At 74.8% G+C, this 18154-nt stretch carries 16 protein-coding genes; 8 read left to right on the top strand and 8 right to left on the bottom strand.

The genetic code is table 11. From position 1 onward, the window contains the following. Nucleotides 1–120 precede the first annotated feature (120 nt). The 3 genes from ACFC1F_RS10020 to ACFC1F_RS10010 all read right to left on the bottom strand — a co-directional run bounded on the left by ACFC1F_RS10020 (nt 121) and on the right by ACFC1F_RS10010 (nt 2091). On the bottom strand, nt 121–930 hold the full coding sequence (locus tag ACFC1F_RS10020) for an ArsR/SmtB family transcription factor (RefSeq protein ID WP_376156942.1): 810 nt from the start codon (nt 928–930) through the stop codon (nt 121–123). A gap of 223 nt (nt 931–1153) precedes the next feature. Beyond that, the gene (locus tag ACFC1F_RS10015; protein ID WP_376156941.1) at nt 1154–1648 is read right to left on the bottom strand and encodes a hypothetical protein; all 495 of its coding nucleotides are present in this window, start codon (nt 1646–1648) and stop codon (nt 1154–1156) included. Nucleotides 1649–1869: 221 nt separating this feature from the next. After that, the gene (locus ACFC1F_RS10010) at nt 1870–2091 is read right to left on the bottom strand and encodes a hypothetical protein (protein WP_376156939.1); all 222 of its coding nucleotides are present in this window, start codon (nt 2089–2091) and stop codon (nt 1870–1872) included. Nucleotides 2092–2220: 129 nt separating this feature from the next. Between ACFC1F_RS10010 and ACFC1F_RS10005 the strand changes: the two genes are divergently transcribed. Next, complete coding sequence (locus ACFC1F_RS10005) at nt 2221–2742, top strand: GNAT family N-acetyltransferase (RefSeq protein ID WP_376156938.1); 522 nt, start codon at nt 2221–2223, stop codon at nt 2740–2742. A 78-nt stretch (nt 2743–2820) separates the two neighbouring features. On the opposite strand, the gene soxR is transcribed toward ACFC1F_RS10005, so the two are convergent. Beyond that, nucleotides 2821–3360 carry a redox-sensitive transcriptional activator SoxR gene (gene soxR / locus ACFC1F_RS10000; protein WP_209412053.1) on the bottom strand — a complete coding sequence of 180 codons (540 nt, stop codon included), beginning with the start codon at nt 3358–3360 and terminating at the stop codon, nt 2821–2823. Between the two features lie 56 nt (nt 3361–3416). Between soxR and ACFC1F_RS09995 the strand changes: the two genes are divergently transcribed. Both ACFC1F_RS09995 and ACFC1F_RS09990 read left to right on the top strand, forming a co-directional pair. Continuing rightward, nucleotides 3417–4118, top strand: a complete 702-nt coding sequence (locus ACFC1F_RS09995) for a thiamine pyrophosphate-dependent enzyme (protein WP_376156936.1) — start codon at nt 3417–3419, stop codon at nt 4116–4118. 99 nt (nt 4119–4217) lie between these two features. Beyond that, nucleotides 4218–5111: a transketolase family protein gene (locus tag ACFC1F_RS09990; RefSeq protein ID WP_209412055.1), complete on the top strand. Its 894-nt coding sequence runs from the start codon at nt 4218–4220 to the stop codon at nt 5109–5111. A gap of 61 nt (nt 5112–5172) precedes the next feature. On the opposite strand, the gene treZ is transcribed toward ACFC1F_RS09990, so the two are convergent. The 3 genes from treZ to glgX all read right to left on the bottom strand — a co-directional run bounded on the left by treZ (nt 5173) and on the right by glgX (nt 11781). Continuing rightward, nucleotides 5173–6918 (bottom strand): malto-oligosyltrehalose trehalohydrolase, encoded by a 1746-nt coding sequence (gene treZ, locus ACFC1F_RS09985; RefSeq protein WP_376156933.1) that lies wholly within the window; start codon nt 6916–6918, stop codon nt 5173–5175. Next, nucleotides 6915–9527: a malto-oligosyltrehalose synthase gene (gene treY / locus ACFC1F_RS09980; RefSeq protein WP_376156932.1), complete on the bottom strand. Its 2613-nt coding sequence runs from the start codon at nt 9525–9527 to the stop codon at nt 6915–6917. The genes treZ and treY overlap by 4 nt, the downstream gene beginning before the upstream one ends. A 106-nt stretch (nt 9528–9633) precedes the next feature. After that, entirely contained in the window at nt 9634–11781 is a 2148-nt protein-coding gene (gene glgX / locus ACFC1F_RS09975) for a glycogen debranching protein GlgX (protein ID WP_209412057.1), read from the bottom strand. 571 nt (nt 11782–12352) lie between these two features. On the opposite strand from glgX, the gene ACFC1F_RS09970 reads away from it, so the two are divergent. The 3 genes from ACFC1F_RS09970 (at nt 12353) to ACFC1F_RS09960 (ending at nt 16158) form a co-directional block, all read left to right on the top strand. Continuing rightward, entirely contained in the window at nt 12353–13630 is a 1278-nt protein-coding gene (locus ACFC1F_RS09970) for an SAV2148 family HEPN domain-containing protein (protein ID WP_148645621.1), read from the top strand. A 464-nt stretch (nt 13631–14094) separates the two neighbouring features. Further along, the gene (gene efeB / locus ACFC1F_RS09965) at nt 14095–15351 is read left to right on the top strand and encodes an iron uptake transporter deferrochelatase/peroxidase subunit (RefSeq protein WP_376156931.1); all 1257 of its coding nucleotides are present in this window, start codon (nt 14095–14097) and stop codon (nt 15349–15351) included. Nucleotides 15352–15456: 105 nt separating this feature from the next. Further along, nucleotides 15457–16158, top strand: coding sequence for an exonuclease domain-containing protein (locus ACFC1F_RS09960; RefSeq protein ID WP_209412059.1), 702 nt, complete (start codon nt 15457–15459; stop codon nt 16156–16158). A gap of 48 nt (nt 16159–16206) precedes the next feature. On the opposite strand, the gene ACFC1F_RS09955 is transcribed toward ACFC1F_RS09960, so the two are convergent. Further along, nucleotides 16207–16749: a hypothetical protein gene (locus ACFC1F_RS09955; RefSeq protein WP_376156930.1), complete on the bottom strand. Its 543-nt coding sequence runs from the start codon at nt 16747–16749 to the stop codon at nt 16207–16209. A 325-nt stretch (nt 16750–17074) separates the two neighbouring features. Here ACFC1F_RS09955 and ACFC1F_RS09950 point away from each other — a divergent pair, with 325 nt between their 5' ends. Beyond that, the gene (locus ACFC1F_RS09950) at nt 17075–17833 is read left to right on the top strand and encodes a MerR family transcriptional regulator (RefSeq protein WP_209412061.1); all 759 of its coding nucleotides are present in this window, start codon (nt 17075–17077) and stop codon (nt 17831–17833) included. A gap of 68 nt (nt 17834–17901) precedes the next feature. Further along, the gene (locus ACFC1F_RS09945) at nt 17902–18075 is read left to right on the top strand and encodes a hypothetical protein (protein WP_376156928.1); all 174 of its coding nucleotides are present in this window, start codon (nt 17902–17904) and stop codon (nt 18073–18075) included. Nucleotides 18076–18154: the final 79 nt, after the last annotated feature.

Genomic DNA, 18154 nt, shown 5'->3' with positions numbered 1-18154 from the left:
GTTCTCTTCCTTCTGCGGTCGGGCGCGGAGTGAACTGCGGGGTGAACTGCGGGGTGAACTGCGGGGCGATGACGGGAGGGGTGGTGGCGGGAGGGGTGGTGGCGACCGCCGCCCCGGGCGTCAGGCGTGCGTGCCGGACATCTCCCAGGGTGCCTGCGGGAGGACGTCGCCGGTCTCCAGCAGCGACTTGAGGTTGGCCAGCACGGCCGGCCATCCGCGCGAAATGCCTTTGAGCATCTCCACGTTGGGGAGGTTCTCGTGGGTCACGGTGAGGCGGACGATGTCCTCGTGCGGTTCGACGAGGAAGGTGACGACCGACGGCTCCCTCGGCGCCTCGGCGTCCGGGGAGTCCTCGAACGTGATGCTCAGCAGCGTCGGGGGCTCGGCCCTGAGGACCTTGCCGACGACGTCGACGCGGCCTGATCCGTCGACGCGCCGGTGCTCCCAGGCCGAGCCCGGCTGCCAGTCCGACACGTTGGCGTGGGCCCAGTAGCGCGCGGTGAGGTCCGCGTCCGTCAGGGCCTGCCACACCTGCTCCGCTTTCGCGCGGATGTAGGTGACGTAGACGTAAGTCGGCACCGATGTGGGTGCGTTGGCCATGGCGTACTCCTCGGCGAGATTCCTGATGGCACTGAGCGCTTGCAGGCGGGGCCTGTCGAACTTCGAGATCCAGCGCTCCTCGATCTCGTGGATCGGCGCCGGGTTGAGGTAGTGGAGTCGTTCCCGTCCCCGCCGTACGACGGTCACGAGGTTGGCCTGCGCCAGGACGTCGAGATGCTGTGTCGCCGACTGGCGGGCCATGGCCAGGCGTTCGCACAGCTCGCCCAGGGTCTGACCGTTGTGCTCGCGCAGGCGGTCGAGCAGGAGCCGCCGGGTGGGGTCGGCCAGTGCTTTGAACGCGGCGTCCGTCGCTGTCGCTTCGTGGCTCACGTCCGGCATTATGCAGGCAATCACCTGCATAATGTCAACGACTCTCCGGTCCCTGCCGGGAGCACCTGCCTCTGACCAGGGCTTCGCCGTCTTCCTCCGGAGTTCCTCCGTCCCTGCGCGCGCCAGTGGCCCTCGGCCCGGCGGTGCGCGCAGACCCTGCCCGCGGGCCCGGGCGAGGGGCAGCCGGGGCGGCGCCTTCGGGTCGCTGACGTTCTGACCCCGTTCAGCCCCCGAGCGCCGAGGGGGCCGAGGAATCCGACGGGCGAGTACCGGCGGTGGGCGGGGCGTCCGCCCTCGACGCGGTCGTGAACGCCCCGCCCACCATCAGCACGAGGAAGAGGGCGAGCGCCACGGCCCAGGCCGCCGGCAGCGCGGCGATCATCGGGAGCCAGAGCACCACGCCCAGGACCGACAGCACCGTGGCACTCCAGGCGGCGGCGCTGCCGCTCAGGCCGTTCCGCAGCCGGAGGAAGGCGGCCAGCCAGAGCGTGGCCAGGGTGGCCGCGCCGAGGGCGAGGACGCCGGCGAGCAGCCTCGCGAGGTCGAAGCCGATGAGGTCGTCGCTGTCGCGGCCGGCCGCCTCGGCCTCGCTGGGCCCGTAGGTCAGGGCGAAGACGACCCAGCAGACGGCGGCCGCCGTCCAGCAGGCCGCGAGTGCGATCGCCGAGGGCTTGGCCGTGGGGTGGTGCCCGGGGCGGGCGGCGTCGGTCGTGGTCATGATGATCATGCTAGGGAACGCCCGGGATTCCCGCCCGGGGTGCGCCAACGGCCTGCTTCCGGAGGCCTGTTCTCCGCGGCCGGCGCCGGCCGTCGCATCGGGGAGCGCGGCCGTGAACGGTGGGCCGTCCGCGGGAGCTCGGTCGTGCTCGCCGCCGGCGTCGTCCCGGGAGGTTCGGCGGAACGGGACGCTGCGGCGGCGGCCGGGCCGTTGTGGGCCGTTTAGCGGCCGATCGCCGGTATGGCGGCCGGCGCCGGTTCGCCAGTGCCGCAAGGGCGTTGGCGCCGGATGAACAGCCGGTGCAGCAGTCGGTGCAGCAGTCCGGCCGCCGCCAGGAGTGCGGCGCCGGTGGTCCGGAGCGGGCCGATGTCGCCGCCTTTCACGGCGATGCGGAGGATCCCGGCGCCGAGGACCAGCTCGTGCCGCTTCCGGACGGCCGTCATCGAACGGCGCCTCCAGGCGCGGTTGATCCGCACCCGACGTCAGCGGATCACCGGCACCTGCCCGTTCCGGTCTCGCCCGATCAGGATCCAGGTCCCGGCCCCCGCTCCGCCGGTGGCTACAGTGGCCGGATGAGCGATGACCGGGTGATCCTCCGTCCGATATCCGAAGCCGATCTCCCGCTCCTGGAGCGGCTGTTGAGCGACCCCGAGGCGGTCGGCGCGCTCCAGTGGTACGGCTGGTCCGACCCCGGCCGGCTGCGGCGGAAGTGGGCGGAGGACGGACTGCTGGGGGCGGACCAGTCGCAGCTCGCGGTGGTGTCCGGCGGCGAGTTCTGCGGCTTCGTGGCCTGGCGGCGGGCGGCGGTGGTGCCGGCCGCGCCGTACTGGAACGTCGGCATCCAGCTGATCCCGCAGGCCCGCGGCCGCGGCATCGGCACGCAGGCCCAACGCCTGCTGGTGGACTACCTGTTCGCGCACTCGCCGGTGGTCCGCCTGGAGGCCGACACCGAGACCGTCAACCTCGCCGAGCAGCGCGCCCTGGAGAAGTGCGGCTTCACCCGTGAGGGCGTACAGCGCAGCCTGGTCTTCCGCGACGGCACGTGGCGCGACATCGTCCGTTACAGCCTGCTGCGCGGGGACGCCCGCCCCTGAACACCGGCCCTGAGCACCGCCCCTGAGTACCGCCCCTGAACACCGGCCCCTGAGTGCCGACGCCTCCGCGCCCGCCCGTCAGCGGCCGGCGGGGCCGTCCCCGGCGGGGGCGGGTTCGGCGGGGACGGGCTCGGGGCCGGTGTCGGGGTCGCGGGTGAGCAGGTACCGGGCGCCGGGGCCGGCGTCGGCGGCGCGGTCGCCGGCGTTGTAGAGGCCGCAGCGGGTGAGGGAGAGGCAGCCGCAGCCGATGCAGCCGCCCAGCTTGGACTTCAGACGTTCGAGTTCGGCGATCTGCTCGTCGATGCGGCTCTGCCAGGACGCCGCGACGCCGTCCCACTCGGTGCCGCTGGGGGCGGGGCGCTCGGGGAGGCGGTCGAGGGCGACCCGGGCCTCGTCCAGGGAGAGGCCGACCCGCTGGGCGGCCCGCACGAAGGCGACCCGGCGCAGGGTCCCGCGGGCGTAGCGGCGCTGGCCGCCGGCGGTGCGGGTGGCGTGGATCAGGCCGAGCTTCTCGTAGTAGCGCAGGGCCGAGGTGGCGAGGCCGCTGCGGCCGGCGAGCTGGCCGATGGTGAGCAGGTCGTGCCGGCTCGGTCCGACGGAGGTCTCGGGTGCGGTCATGGGGACCACCCTAGCGGCTTGACTTCAAGTCGACTTCAAGTTGCAGCATCGTGGGCATGACGACGAACACCCGTACCGAAGTCACCTTCGAGGACCTCCCGGGCCTGATGAGCCGGATGACCGGCGACGAGAAGCACGGCCCCGCGGCCACCTCCACGCTGGACGCCCTGTGGGTGCTCTACGACCGGGTCCTGCGGGTCACCCCGGCCACCGCCGAGGCCCAGGACCGCGACCGCTTCCTGCTCTCCAAGGGCCACGGCCCGATGGCCTACTACGCGGTGCTCGCGGCCAAGGGCTTCCTCGACCCGGCGCTGCTCCCGAGCTTCGGCGCGTACGACTCGCCGCTCGGCCACCACCCGGACCGCACGCTGGTGCCGGGCGTGGAGATCGGTTCCGGCTCGCTGGGGCACGGGCTGCCGCTGGCGGTCGGCACCGCGCTCGGGCTGCGCGCCCAGGGGCTCACCGACTCGGCGGTCTGGGTACTGGTCGGGGACGCCGAGTTCGACGAGGGCTCCAACCACGAGGCGGTCGCCTTCGCCGGTGCGACCGGACTGGACCGGCTGCACGTCGTCGTCATCGACAACTCCTCCGCCACGCACGGCTGGCAGGGCGGCATCGCGGCGCGCTTCGCCGCCGAGGGCTGGTCGGCCGAGACGGTGGACGGGCGCGACCACGAGGCGCTGTACGCGGCGTTCACCGCCGAACACCCGGGCCGCCCCCGCGCGGTGATCGCCCGCGTCGAGCCCAAGGAGTACTGACACGCCGGGCCCGCGCACCCCTGGCGCGTCGGGCGGGTACACCCGACCGGCCGCCCCCAAGACCTCCTGACACCCTCCGAAGGCAAGGAAAACAGACCGATGGACACCATGCGCGAGCGCTTCCTCGACGTGACCACCCGCCTGCTCGACGACGACCCGCGGCTGGCCGTCGTGCTGGCCGACATCAGCGCGTCCGCCTTCGCCCCCGCCGCCGAGCGTCACCCCGACCGGGTGGTCAACGTCGGGATCCGCGAGCAGCTGCTGATCGGCGCCGCCGGCGGCCTGGCGCTCACCGGGATGCGGCCGATCGCCCACACCTTCGCCAGCTTCCTGGTCGAACGCCCCTTTGAACAGGTCAAGTTGGACCTCGGCCACCAGGGCGTCGGCGCCGTCCTGGTGAGCGCCGGAGGCTCGTACGACTGGCCGGCCGGGGGCCGCACCCACATGTCGCCCGGTGACGTCGCGCTGCTGGACACGCTGCCCGGCTGGACGGTCCACGTGCCCGGCCACCCGGACGAGGCCGAGCAGCTGCTGCGCCACGCCGTGGCCGACGGCGACCGCAACGTGTACGTGCGGCTCTCCCTGCACCGGAACGCCGCCGCGGTGCCGGTCGAGGCCGGGCGGTTCACCACCGTGCGCACGGGCACCAAGGGCGTGGTGCTGGCGGTCGGCCCGATGCTGGACGCCGTTCTGGCGGCGACCGAGAACCTGGACGTCACCGTGGTGTACGCGGCCACCGTGCGGCCGTTCGACGCGGCCGGGCTGCGTGCGGCCGTCGGCGGGCGGGCGGACGTGGTGCTGGTCGAGCCGTACCTGGCCGGGACCTCCGCCAACGAGGCGCACGCCGCGCTGAACGACCGGCCGCACCGGGTGCTCGGCCTCGGCGTGCCGCGCGAGGAGCACCGGCACTACGGCTCGATCCCCGAGCACCTGGCCGCCTACGGCCTCGACGCGGCCTCGCTGCGGGAGCGGATCGCCACGTTCCTCTGGTGAGTCGGCCCGCCGGCCGCACCGCGCCCGCCCCCGCCTCGCACCCCCGCCCGCGCCCGGTCGCTCAGGTCAGCACGACCGCCACCGACTCCGCGCCCAGCCGCACGCCCGCACCGTCGATCGCGGCCTCCCCGAAGGCCGCCACCACCTCCCGCCCCGCCGCCCCCAACGGCAGTACGGCGGAGGAGCCGGACAGGTTGACCGCCACCCGGTACGGCCCCCGGTGCACCACCAGCCACCGCGCCGCCTCGTCGAACCCCACCCGCACGGCCGAGAGGTCCGGGTCGGCCAGCTCCGGCCGGTCGCGCCGCAGCCGGATCAACGTCCGGTGCCAGGAGAGCAGTTCGGAATGCGGGGCGCGCCTCGGCTCCGTCCAGTCGAGGACGGAGCGCAGGACGGTGGCCGGCTCCTGCGGGTCCGGCACCGCCTCCGCCTGCCAGCCGTGCTCGGCGAACTCCCGCCGCCGGCCCTGCCGGACGGCCTCGGCGAGGTCCGGGTCGGTGTGGTCGGTGAAGTACTGCCAGGGGGTGCTCGCACCCCACTCCTCGCCCATGAACAGCATCGGGGTGAACGGGGAGGTGAGCACCAGTGCTGCCCCGCAGGCGAGTTGTCCGGGGTTCAGGCTGGTGGAGAGCCGGTCGCCGAGTGCCCGGTTGCCGATCTGGTCGTGGGTCTGGAGGTAGCCGAGCAGCCGGTGGCCGTGGGCGGCCGGGAACGGGCGGCCGTGGCTGCGGCCCCGGAACGAGGACCAGCCGCCGTCGTGGAAGAAGCCGCGGGTGAGCGTGCGGGCGACCGCCGCCAGCGGGGCGGCCGCGAAGTCGCCGTAGTAGCCCTGGGATTCGCCGGTGAGCGCGGTGTGCAACGCGTGGTGGAAGTCGTCGCTCCACTGGGCGGTGAGGCCCTGGCCGCCGGCCTCGCGCGGGGCGGTGGTGCGCGGCGAGTTGAGGTCGGACTCGGCGACCAGGAACAGCGGCCGGTTGGTGGCGATCGCCAACTTCTCGACCTCGGTGGCGAGTTCCTCCAGGAAGTGGACGGCGCGGTCGTCGGCGAGGGCGTGCACCGCGTCCAGTCGCAGTCCGTCGATCCGGTAGTCGCGCAGCCAGGCCAGTGCGCTGCCGGTCAGGTAGGCGCGCACCTCGTCCGAGCCCGGCGCGTCCAGGTTGACCGCCGAGCCCCACGGGGTGTGGTGTCGGTCGGTGAAGTACGGGCCGTACGCGGGAAGGTAGTTGCCGGAGGGGCCGAGGTGGTTGTGCACCACGTCGAGGACGACGCCGAGGCCCGTGCGGTGCGCGGCGTCGACGAAGCGCTTGAGCCCCTCCGGCCCGCCGTACGGCTCGTGGACGGCCCAGAGCGAGACGCCGTCGTAGCCCCAGCCGTGCCGGCCGGGGAACGGGCAGACCGGCAGCAGTTCGACGAAGTCCACGCCCAGTCCCGCCAGGTGCTCCAGGTGCCGGGCGGCCGCGTCGAAGGTGCCGGCGGCGGTGAAGGTGCCGACGTGAAGCTCGTACAGGACGGCGCCGGGCAGCGGACGGCCGCGCCAGCCGGTCTGCGACCAGCGGAACGCGGCGTGGTCGACGGGCCGGCTGGGCCCGTCCGGGCCGTGCGGCTGCCGGGGCGAGCGCGGGTCGGGCAGCGGCGGGCCGCCGTCCAGCCGGAACGCGTAGTCCCCGGCGGGCGCCTCGCCGCGCCACCACCCGGCCCGTGCGCCGTCCCGGGCCAGCGGGTGCCGGGCGCCGCCGACCTCCACCTCGACCTGCCCGGCCGCGGCCGGCGCCCACACCTCGTACGTCCGCAGCTCCGGCAGAGTCACGCGTCGCCCCTTCCGGTCTCGCCGGTGTTCCCGGCCCGGTCGGCCCGGTGGGCCTGAACGGTTCGAACGGCCTGCCCGGTCCCCTTGGTCTCCCTGGTCCCCCTGGTCAGCAGGGCCACCGGGGAGGCGGCCAGCAGCTCGGTCACCGGCACCGGGCCGGCCGCGAAGCGGCGGCCGGTCAGCTCGTCCGTCCACCCGCCGCCGGCCGGCAGCTCCAGCACGGTGTCGCGCCAGCCGCCGGCCCGCTCCAGGCCGTACGGCAGCCGGGTCACCGCCGTGACCGCGTCGTCCCCGCGGGCGAAGGCGAGCAGGTGGTCCGACGAGGGGCCGACGGCGGTCAGCGGCCGGTAGGCGCCCGGCGGGCGGGCCCGGCGCAGGTGCAGGGCGGTCGCGGTGAGGTGCAGCTTCTCCCGGGCCAGGTCCCCCGGGCGGGGCGTCGCCGAGTCGGTGAGGCGCACGGCGAGCGCGCCGAGGTCCACCACCCCGCGGTTGTCCGGGTCGACCAGGGTGTACAGCGGTTCCTCGCTGCCCTGGTAGAGGTCGGGCACCCCCGGCACGGTGAGGTGGAGCAGGGCCGCGGCGAGGGTGTTGGACCGGGCGTACGGCGCGAGCATCCGCACGTACCCCTCGATCCGGGGGAACAGCCCCGGGTTGCCGTACACCGCGCGGGCGCGGTCCGCGAGGGCCTGCTCGTAGCCGGCGTCCGGGGACGTCCACGAGGTGCTCAGCTTGGCCTCGCGGGCGGCCTTGAGCAGCGCGGTGACCAGCCGCTCCGGGGTGATCGGCCAGGCCGCGACCAGGGTCTGCCAGAGCAGCCAGTCGCCGTCCCGGTCGCCGCCCGGGCCGGCCGCGGTGGACCAGGCGGCGGCCTCGGCGGCCCATGCGTCCGGCTGTTCGGCGAGGACGGCGAGGCGGGCGCGGGCGTCGGCGCTGCGCTTGGTGTCGTGGGTGGAGAGCACCGTCATGGTGGCCGGCCAGTGCCGTTCGACGTAGTGGCACCAGGCGTGGAAGTCCTCCGGGTGCAGGCCGGGCCTGGCCGGCTCGCCGCCGACCTCGTTGAGGCTCAGCAGCGCGTTCCAGCGGTAGAAGGCGGTGTCCTCGACGCCCTTGGCCGCGACGGCGGCGGCGGTCTGGGCGAAGCGCACGCAGAACTCGTCCTTCTCGGGGCCGGTGCCGAGCCGCCCGAGGGCCAGCTCCGCGACCAGCCGGTCGGACGGGTCCGCCGAGCCGTCGAGCGCGGCCGCCAGCTGCTCCGCCGAGACCGCGGGCGCCGGCTCGCCGGGCCGGGCGTAGGGCCGGTACGCGGGGAAGCCGGTGAGCACCCGTTGCAGGGCGTCGCGCAGCTGCCAGGGCGCGTGGTCCGCGTGCGCGGGCTCGGCGGCGCCGATCCGGACGGCGAGCCGGACCAGCCGCTCGACCTCGGCGGCCAGCTCGCCCCGCGGCCCGGTCATGTCCGCCCGCCCGCGCCGGGCGGCCGCGACGGCCGGGTGCGGGTCGGCGCACGGCTCGGAGGTGAGCGCGGCCCCGCTGACGTGGTGCTCGTAGCGCCCGGCCAGCCGGCAGGCGCCCGCGTGGTCGGTGAGCACGCCGTCGATGCGGCGCAGCGCGTCGTACCCGGTGGTGCCCGCGCACGGCCAGTCGGCGGGCAGGCGCTCGTCGCCGGTGAGGATCTTCTCCACCACCGTGTACGCGCCGCCGGTGGCCTCGGCGAGCCGCCGCAGGTAGCCGCGGGGGTCGGCGAGGCCGTCGGGGTGGTCGATCCGGAACCCGTCCAGGACGCCGTCCCGGTGCAGCCGCAGCAGGACGCCGTGGGTGGCCTCGAACACCTCGGGGATCTCGACCCGGACGGCGATCAGCTCGTTGACGGTGAAGAACCGCCGGTAGTTCAGCTCTGTGCGGGCCAGCCGCCACCAGGCGAGCCGGTACCACTGGCGGGCGAGCAGCTCGGGGAGGGGCAGGCCCGCGGTGCCGGGCCGCAGGGGGAGGACGTGGTCGTGGTAGCGGAGCACGTCACCGTCCACGGCCAGCTCGCCGAGCACCGCGCCGAGCCGGTCGCCGAGCAGCGGCAGCAGCACCCGCCCGCGGTCCGGGGCGTCCGGGGGCCCCGGCTGGGCGGCCCAGTCGATGTCGAACCAGCGTGCGTACGGCGAGTCGGGCCCGTCCCGCAGCACGTGCCAGAGCGGCTGGTTGAGCTGCTCGGGGACGGGGACGGCCATGTGGTTGGGCACCACGTCGGCGATCAGCCGCAGGCCGTGCCGGTGGGCCTCGGCGGCCAGCGCCCGCAGTGCGGGCTCACCGCCGAGCTGCTCGCCGATCCGGCCGTGGTCGACGGTGTCGTACCCGTGGGTGGAGCCCGGCGAGGCCTCCAGCAGCGGGGAGAGGTGCAGGTGCGAGACGCCGAGGGCGGCGAGGTAGGGCACGGCGGCGGTGGCGTCGCGGAGGGTGAAGCCGGGCTGGAGCTGGAGCCGGTAGCTGGCCGACGGCGGTGCGGGCGGCGTCGGTGCGGGCGGCGTCGGCGGTACCGGCGGTGTCGGCGGGGGAGCGGCGGCCGGCGTCGGCGGGGGAGTAGCGGCCGGGCGGGGCTGCGCGGGCTCGGCGGCGGAGGTCATGAGTCCATGAGTACCCGCGCGAGCCCGCCGCCAAGACCCGGTGCTGATCCGAACAGGTGACCAGCACCCTCCTCCGCGTGCCCCGTCCCGCACCCCGTCCCGCCCCCTAGGCCGGCCGCTGGAGCACCATCAGCGAGCGGTCGGTGAGCCAGAGGGCGTCGCCGGCCTTGACCCGGGACCCGGTGCCGGGGGCGGGCAGCCGGGGCTGCACGGTGTCGACCACGATCTGCCACTCCTGCCCGTGGCCGGCCGGGACGGTGAACTCCAGCGGCTCGAAGTGGGCGTTGAACATCAGCAGGAACGAGTCGTCGACGATCCGCCCGCCGCGCCGGTCCGGCTCCGAGATGGCGTACCCGTTGAGGAAGACGGTGAGCGACTTGGCGTAGCTGGCGCCCCAGTTGCGCTTGGTCATCTCCTCCCCGCTGGGGGTGAACCAGGCGATGTCGGTGAGGTCCTCGTAGCCGCCGCCGGCCGGGCGGCCGGGGCCGGGACGGCTGGAGACCGGGCGGCCGTGGAAGAAGCGGCGGCGCCGGAAGACCGGGTGGTCGCGGCGGAGCCAGATCATGCCCTGGGTGAACTCCAGCAGCCGGGCCTCGGGCCCGTCCTCCTCGGGCCAGTGCACCCAGGTCAGTTCGTTGTCCTGGCAGTAGGCGTTGTTGTTGCCGTGCTGGGTGCGGCCGAGCTCGTCGCCGTGCGAGAGCATCGGCACGCCCTGGGAGAGCATCAGGGTGGCGATCAGGTTCCGCTGCTGGCGGGCGCGCAGCTCCTCGACGGCGGGGTCGGTGCAGGGGCCCTCGGTGCCGCAGTTCCAGGAGCGGTTGAACGATTCGCCGTCCCGGTTGTCCTCGCCGTTGGCCTCGTTGTGCTTCTCGTTGTACGAGACCAGGTCGCGCAGTGTGAAGCCGTCGTGGCAGGTGACGAAGTTGATCGAGGCGATGGGCCGGCGGCCGTCGTCCTGGTAGAGGTCGGAGGAGCCGGTGAGCCGGGAGCCGAACTCGGCGAGGGTGGCGTTCTCGCCCCGCCACAGGTCGCGCACGGTGTCCCGGTACATGCCGTTCCACTCCGTCCACAGCGGGGGGAAGTTGCCGACCTGGTAGCCGCCCTCGCCGAGGTCCCAGGGTTCGGCGATCAGCTTGGCCTGGGAGACGACCGGGTCCTGCTGGACCAGGTCGAAGAAGGAGGAGAGTCGGTCGACCTCGTGGAACTGCCGGGCCAGGGTGGCGGCGAGGTCGAAGCGGAAGCCGTCCACGTGCATCTCGGTGACCCAGTAGCGCAGCGAGTCCATGATCAGCTGGAGGACGTGCGGGCTGCGCATCAGCAGGCTGTTGCCGGTGCCGGTGGTGTCCTCGTAGAAGCGCTGGTCCTGGGCGAGCCGGTAGTAGGAGACGTTGTCCAGGCCGCGCAGCGAGAGGGTGGGGCCGAGGTGGTTGCCCTCGGCGGTGTGGTTGTAGACGACGTCCAGGATGACCTCGATGCCGGCTGCGTGCAGCGCCTTGACCATCGACTTGAACTCCTGGACCTGCTGGCCCCGGTCCCCGGTGGAGGAGTAGGAGGAGTGCGGGGCGAAGAAGCCGATGGTGTTGTAGCCCCAGTAGTTGGCCAGGCCGAGGTCGCGCAGCCGGTGGTCGCGGACGAACTGGTGCACCGGCATCAGCTCGATCGCGGTGACGCCCAGCTTGGCCAGGTGCTCGATCACCGCGGGGTGGGCGAGGCCCGCGTAGGTGCCGCGGATCTCCTCGGGGATGCCGGGGTGGAGTCTGGTGAGGCCCTTCACGTGGGCCTCGTAGACGACGGTGCGGTGGTAGTCGGTGCGCGGCGGCCGGTCGGTGCCCCAGTCGAAGTACGGGTTGATCACGACCGAGTGCATGGTGTGCGGGGCGGAGTCCAGGTCGTTGCGGCGCTCGGGGGCGCCGAAGTGGTAGCCGTAGACCGACTCGTCCCAGTCGATGTTCCCGCTCATCGCCTTGGCGTACGGGTCCAGGAGCAGCTTGGCGCTGTTGTGCCGCTGGCCGAGGCCCGGGTTGTACGGGCCGTGGACGCGGAACCCGTACCGTTGGCCGGGCTGGATGCCGGGCAGGTAGGCGTGCCGGACGAAGGCGTCCGTCTCGCGCAGTTCGACGGCCGTCTCCGAACCGTCCTCGTCGAGCAGGCAGAGCTCGATCCGGTCGGCGCCCTCCGAGAACACCGCGAAGTTGGTGCCGGCCCCGTCGTAGGTGGCACCGAGGGGGTAGGGCTTCCCTGGCCAGACCTGCATGAGTCCTCAACTTCCTTGCGCTGAAGCGAAACTGACATGTAGTCCGACAATCAGCCCGGACTCCGACGCTGTTTTCCCGGCGGGGCGGCCGGGCATGTGCGGCGGTCGCGCACCGTGACGTACGGCACAGTCCGCATACTCCCCGACGCTTTCCCCGACAGCGGGGCCATTCGGCGCGTGTTCGCCCGAACGGGTGTCCGGCGGCTCTGCGGCCGGCCCCCGGAGCCTTCGCAGAGCCTTCCCGGAGCCCTCCCGGCCGCGGCCCGGCGGGCGTGCGGCGGGCCTCTCCACCCGGCGCGCACGCCGGCGTGAACAACAGCGCGCACGCCGCCCGGCGCGCGGACGCCCGGGGCGCCCGGGGCTGATGGTGCGGCCGGGGCGCCGGGCCCGCCGTCGGCCAACCGGCTGCGGGCCGCTCACGCCGGGCAGTACCCTTGATCGTCCGGCCGCCCGCACGCTGGTGGCGATCCATCAGGGGAACGGCGGACGGAAGACCCGCGGAACCGCAGGCGAACGGACCCGCAGACGAAGCAGACGTAGCAGTTCCATCAGGAACCAGGTGAGGTGGCGCATGGTGTTCCCCGCCGGCGGCCGTGGCGGTGGGCCCGGCGGCCCCGACCGGGGCGGCGCCCGCAGCGAGGCCCCGACCGTCGTCATGCGCCCCACCCTGACCGGCCGGGCCCTGGTGCCCGCCCAGAGCGGCCCCGTCGAGATACCCGCCCTCGCCTGGTCCGGCGCCGAGTGGGAGGACGCCTACCAGCGGGTCCGGCTGGCCGGGCGGGCGTACGTCTGGCTCAACCTGGTCGAACAGCGGCTGCGCGCCCTCGTCGACGAGGTGCTCTACCCCATCTACGCCCCCGCCCACGGCGAGGACTGGGTGACCGCCGCGGCCGGCCCGGCCGGCGAGGAGTGGGCCCACCGGGCCGGCGCCGTCCGCGAGGTCAGCCGGCGCAAGGGCTACCTGCTCGACCCCGCCGACGACGACCCGCTGGTCTTCCTCACCCTGCCCCAGCTGCGCGAACTGATGGTCCAGCACTGGCCCTGCTTCGAGCCGTACCTCGCCGACCGCCGGGACATCGAGCTCGCCCTGGACGAGCTGGAGGTCGCGCGGCACGTCGTCTCCCGCAACCGCGTCCTCACCGAGACCGTCCTCGCCCAGACCGAACGCGCCTCCGCCCGCCTGCTCGCCCTGCTGGACGGCGGCTCCGGCGGCGTGCCCGCCGACGTGGTCGAGTCCCTCGTGGCCGGCCGGTACGCGGACGTGGTCGCGGTGCACGCCGACCGGGTCCGGCTCCAGCGCGACCTCCCCGTCGAGGACCTGCTCGACGGCGCCCGAAGGCTCGACGCGCTCGGCATCGGCCTCGGCATGCTCTGCCAGAACTACACCGGCAAGCGCCTCGTCCGGCTCGCCACCGACGGCTGCCGGGTCCGGCTGCTCTTCCTCAACCCGGCCAGCAGCGCCGTCCGCCGCCGCGAGCGCGAACTCGGCCTCGGGCGCGGCGAGCTGGCCCGCTCGATCGAGATGAACATCATGCACGTGCGCCGCGTCCGGGCCCGGCTGCGCGACCAGGGCGGCTTCGAGATCCGGGTCTTCGACGAGACCCCGCGCTTCACCGCCTACCTGGTCGAGGGCCCGCGCCCGGCCGGCCAGACCGGCGGCCCCCGCCGGCAGACCCGCGACCTCGGCGTCGTCCAGCCCTACCTGCGCCGGGCCCGCGGCATGGAGTCGCCCGCCCTGGTGCTGCGCGGCGGCGCCGGCCAGCAGCCGGGCGGCACCGACGCCGGGCTGCTGGAGGTCTACCGCGAGGAGTTCGAAGGGATCTGGGGGGACTCCCGGCCGGTCTCCTGAGACGCGTTGGCGGTCCAGCCGGGCGGATGGTCGGACCGCCCGGGTGAACAGCGCCCCCGCCGGCTCTACGAACGGCACGGGTTCGTGTCGGAGTCGGAGGACCCGGTCGACGTCTTCCTGCTCCGCCCCGCCGCGGGGTGACGGGGGAGGCCGGGGAGGCCGGAGCACAGGCCCGGCCCGGGCGGGTGCAGTCCCGGCGGGTGCGGAGACCGGCACCGGGGCAGGCGTGGGCAGGGCGCCGGCGCCGGGCCTAGGCCGGTCGGATGGCAACCGGCGGGTATTCGGCCGATGGGGGGTCGGCCGGGGGCGCTCGGGCGGGCGCGGGGTGCGAGGGGCTTGCTAGCGTCGATTTCATGATCAGCAGGCAGGCGGATGATCCCGCCGGAGCGCCTGCCGTCCCTCCCCGCTGCCGAGAGGCCTCCCCCCGGCACGCCCGCGCCCGCCCCGACCCGGAAGGCCGACCGATGACCAGCCCGGACCACCCCGGCGCCTCGCGCCGCAGCTTCGTGCGCACCGCCCTCGGCGCCGGCACCGCCGGGGCGCTCGCCCTCGGCGCCGCCGGTCCCACCGCCGCTCCCGCCGCCGCGAGCCCCGCCGCACCACCCCCCGCCGCCGGGATCCCGTTCCACGGCGCCCACCAGGCCGGCATCACCAACCCGCCACCCGGCTACGGCAGCTTCGTCGCCCTCGACCTCCAGGCCCCCGACCGCACGGCCCTGGAGATCCTGCTGCGCACCCTCACCGACCGGATCCGCTTCCTCACCGCCGGCGGCACCCCGCCCGACCTCGGCCCCGCCGCCGCACCCGCCGACAGCGGCACCCTCGGCCCCGGCGCCCTGCCCGCCGACGACCTCACCGTCACCGTCGCGGTCGGCGCCTCGCTCTTCGACGCCCGCTACGGCCTCGCCGCCGCCCGGCCCAGGCACCTCGTCCCGATGCGCGACTTCCCGGGCGACGGCCTGCGCCCCGCCGAGTGCCACGGCGACCTCCTGCTCCAGATCTGCGCCGAGAGCCGCGACACCGTCCAGCACACCCTGCGCGACCTGCTGCGCTCCGCCAAGGGCGCGCTCCGCCCCCGCTGGCAGCTGGACGGCTTCCAGAACCGCGCCCGCCCCACCGGCGCCCCCCGCAACCTGCTCGGCTTCAAGGACGGCATCGCCAACCCCGACACCGCGTCCGCCCGGCAGATGGACGAGCTGGTGTGGGTCGGCGCGAACAGCGGCGAGCCGGGCTGGGCGGCCGGCGGCAGCTACCAGGTGGTGCGGGCGATCCGCACCCTGGTCGCGCCCTGGGACGAGGTGGCCCTGAAGGACCAGGAACGGATCATCGGCCGCCGCAAGGCCGACGGCGCCCCGCTCGGCCGCGCCAAGGAGAACGACGCCCCCGTCTACGGAAACGACCCCGAGGGCGCCGTCATCGCCCTCGACGCCCACATCCGCCTCGCCAACCCGCGCACCGACGCCACCCGCGACAGCCGCATCCTGCGCCGCGGCTTCAACTACGACCGGGGGCTCGACGAGCACGGCGAACCCGAGCTCGGCCTGGCCTTCTGCTGCTACCAGCAGGACGTGGACCGGCAGTTCGAGGCCGTCCAGACCCGGCTCTCCGGCGAGCCGCTGGCCCGCTTCCTGCGGCCCACCGGCGGCGGGTACTTCTACGTCCTGCCCGGGGTCCTGGACGAGACCGACTGGCTCGGCCGGAGCCTGCTCGCCGGGGTCTGAGCAGGCCCGGGCGCCCGGGCGCGCCCGCCCCAGCGACCGCGTTGTCGGTGGGGCGGGCGATGATAGGGGCTGTTTTCGACCAGCAGGACGGAAGGACACACCCCTATGAGCTGGTGGCAGCAGCCACTGGTCGGCTTCGACCTGGAGACCACGGGCACCGACCCGGCCGTGGACCGCATCGTCACGGCCGCCCTCGTGGACACCGTCGGAGCCCGCCGGCTGAGCGCCACCGGCTGGCTGCTCGACCCGGGCGTCCCGATCCCCGCCGAGGCCACGGCGATCCACGGCATAGGCGACGACGTCGCCCGCGGCAAGGGCCGCCCGGCCAAGGAGGCGGTGGACGAGATAGCCGCCGCCCTCTGCGAGCGGCTCGCCGCCGGGAGCCCCGTCGTCGCCTTCAACGCCCCCTTCGACCTCTCCCTGCTCGACGCCGAACTGCACCGGCACGGCCTGGCCCCGCTCGCCGAGCGGCTCGGCGGGCCGGTCGCCCCGGTGCTCGACGCCCTGGTCATCGACCGGGCCGTCGACAAGTACCGCAAGGGCTCGCGCACCCTCCAGCGGGTCTGCGAGGTCTACGGCGTCGAGCTGACCGACGCCCACGAGGCCGGCAGCGACGCCCTCGCCGCCGTCCGCGTCGCCGTCGCCCTCGCCGAGCGCTACCCCGCCGAGGTCGGCGCCGTCCCGCTCGCCGACCTGCACGCCCGCCAGATCGGCTGGTACCGCGACTGGGCCGAGGGCCTCCAGGCCTGGCTCCGCCGTGGCAAGGACCCGCAGGCGGTCATCGACCCGCGCTGGCCGCTGCGCTAGCCGGCCCGGGGCGGGCGCGCCGGCCGGTGTTCCCGGCAGCCGGCCCGTTCAGCAGAGCACGTAGATGCAGTAATGCTCGCTGCTTTCGACGAAGCAGTAGGTCGCGCCGCTCTCGGTGATCTCGATGTCGTTGCAGCCGGCATCGGCGCGGAGCAGCGATTCCTTGCCTCCGTGGCACGGGCCGCCCTTGTCGGCGGACCGGGCCGCGCCCGGTCGGCGGCGCACGATGAAGGGCGGCGGGGCCCCGGCGTCGGCGGGACCACCGGCGCGGGCGGCGTCGGCCGCTCTGACCTTGCGGAAGGACTCGACGACCACGGACGCGTCCGCCGCCACCGCGAAGTCGTACAGTTCGTCACCGGCGGTGGTGCGTCGGCCGGTCGCGGTACGGTCACGGACGGCGGCCTCCTCCAGCCAGACGATCGGGTGGTCGTCACAGGGGCACGGATCCGTCACGCAGACACACGTCTGGATCGGCATGCCACCGGCCTCGCGGAGCGGGTGGTCGTCGGGGACGTCGAGCGGCACGCCGGTGAGGGTCGTGGTCGCCGCCCGGGTGAACGCCTTCGATCTGGCACTTTCGTAACTGGCCATGGTCACTCCCGGCCCGAATTCGGCGTGGACGGACCACACCGAGACTTGTCGGCACTTGTCGGTTCGTTGACGAATCACAGGGGGAATACCTGGGGACCGACCCGATCGGATCGCCATTTCACGGTAGCGCCGGGCCGCACGGTCCGCCTCCCCGTACCGCGCGGCCCGGCCGCCTCCGGCCCTGCCGCACCGGCGGCCGCCAGGCCCGACCGGGGCCCCCGCCCGGCTGTCCGTCGGGGGCTGCCCGGGGGCCCGCCGGTCGCGCCGGTCGCCGCCGGGTGGCCGGGCTTGCACCTCACGCGACGTCAGGTCGCACCATGGGGGCATGGGCATCGACCGCACATGGAAGGTCGGGGCGCTCGCCGAGGCGAGCGGACTGACCGTACGCACCTTGCACCACTGGGACCAGATCGGGCTGCTCGGCCCGTCCCGGCGGACCGCCGCCGGGCACCGTGAGTACACCGAGCCGGATGTCGTCCGCCTCTACCAGATCCTCGCGCTGCGGCGCCTCGGGCTGGGGCTGGAGACCATCGCCACCTGCCTGGACGTCGGGGTCGACCCCGTCCGGCTGGTGGGCGAGCACCTGGCCGGAGTCGAGGCGGCGATCGTCTCGCTGGAGGCCCTGCGGAGCCGGCTGGCCCACGTCCACGACGAGCTGGCCGCCGAACGGGCCCCGGAGACGGCCACGTTGATCGGCCTGCTGCAGGCGATGGGCGGGGCCGGCCCGGAGGGCGGGCAGGCGCTGCGGCGTCACCTCGACGAGGACCAGCTGCGGGCTCTGCAGGACCGGGCGGCCGCGCTCGGCCCGGCCGTCCACTACCTGGTGGAGGTCGAGTGGCCGGAGCTCTACCGCAGGGCCGAGGCGCTGCGCGTGGCCGGCGTGGAGCCGACGGCGCCGGAGGTGCGGAGGCTGGCGGCGCGGATGGACGAGCTGGGCCGGCTGTTCAACGGCGGCGACTCCGGCCTCTCGGGGGCGGTGCGGACCGCCTGGCACCAGGAGCCGGCCGCGATGTCCGGCGACCCGACGGCCCCGGCCGACGCCTGGCACGACCTGACCGCCTACCTCGACCGCGCCCGCGCGTGACCGCCCGGCCCCATCAACCGAGTCCCGACCGACCGAGTCCCGAATCAACCGAGTCCCGAGGAGTTCCTGTGAACCGCCGTCTGCGCATCGGCATCGCCCTGCTCGCCGTCCTGCCCGCCCTGCTCCCGGCCCTGCTCCTCGGCCGGGTCGCGCCGTGGTCCGTCCTCCTGGCCGTCCTGCCGGCGTTCGGCGTGCAGGCGTTCCTCACCTTCCGCCGGCTCGGCCGGCTCCGGAGGGCCTGAGCCGGGGGCCGCCGCAGGCCCGGCGTCGGCGGCCCCGGAGGCGCGGACGGCGGGGAGCCGGACGGGAGCGGGGCGAGGG

The sequence above is a fragment of the Kitasatospora sp. NPDC056181 genome, from assembly GCF_042266225.1.
Lineage (GTDB): Bacteria > Actinomycetota > Actinomycetes > Streptomycetales > Streptomycetaceae > Kitasatospora.
Note: the sequence above shows the minus strand (reverse complement) of the source record. Positions and strands in the feature narration are given on the sequence as shown.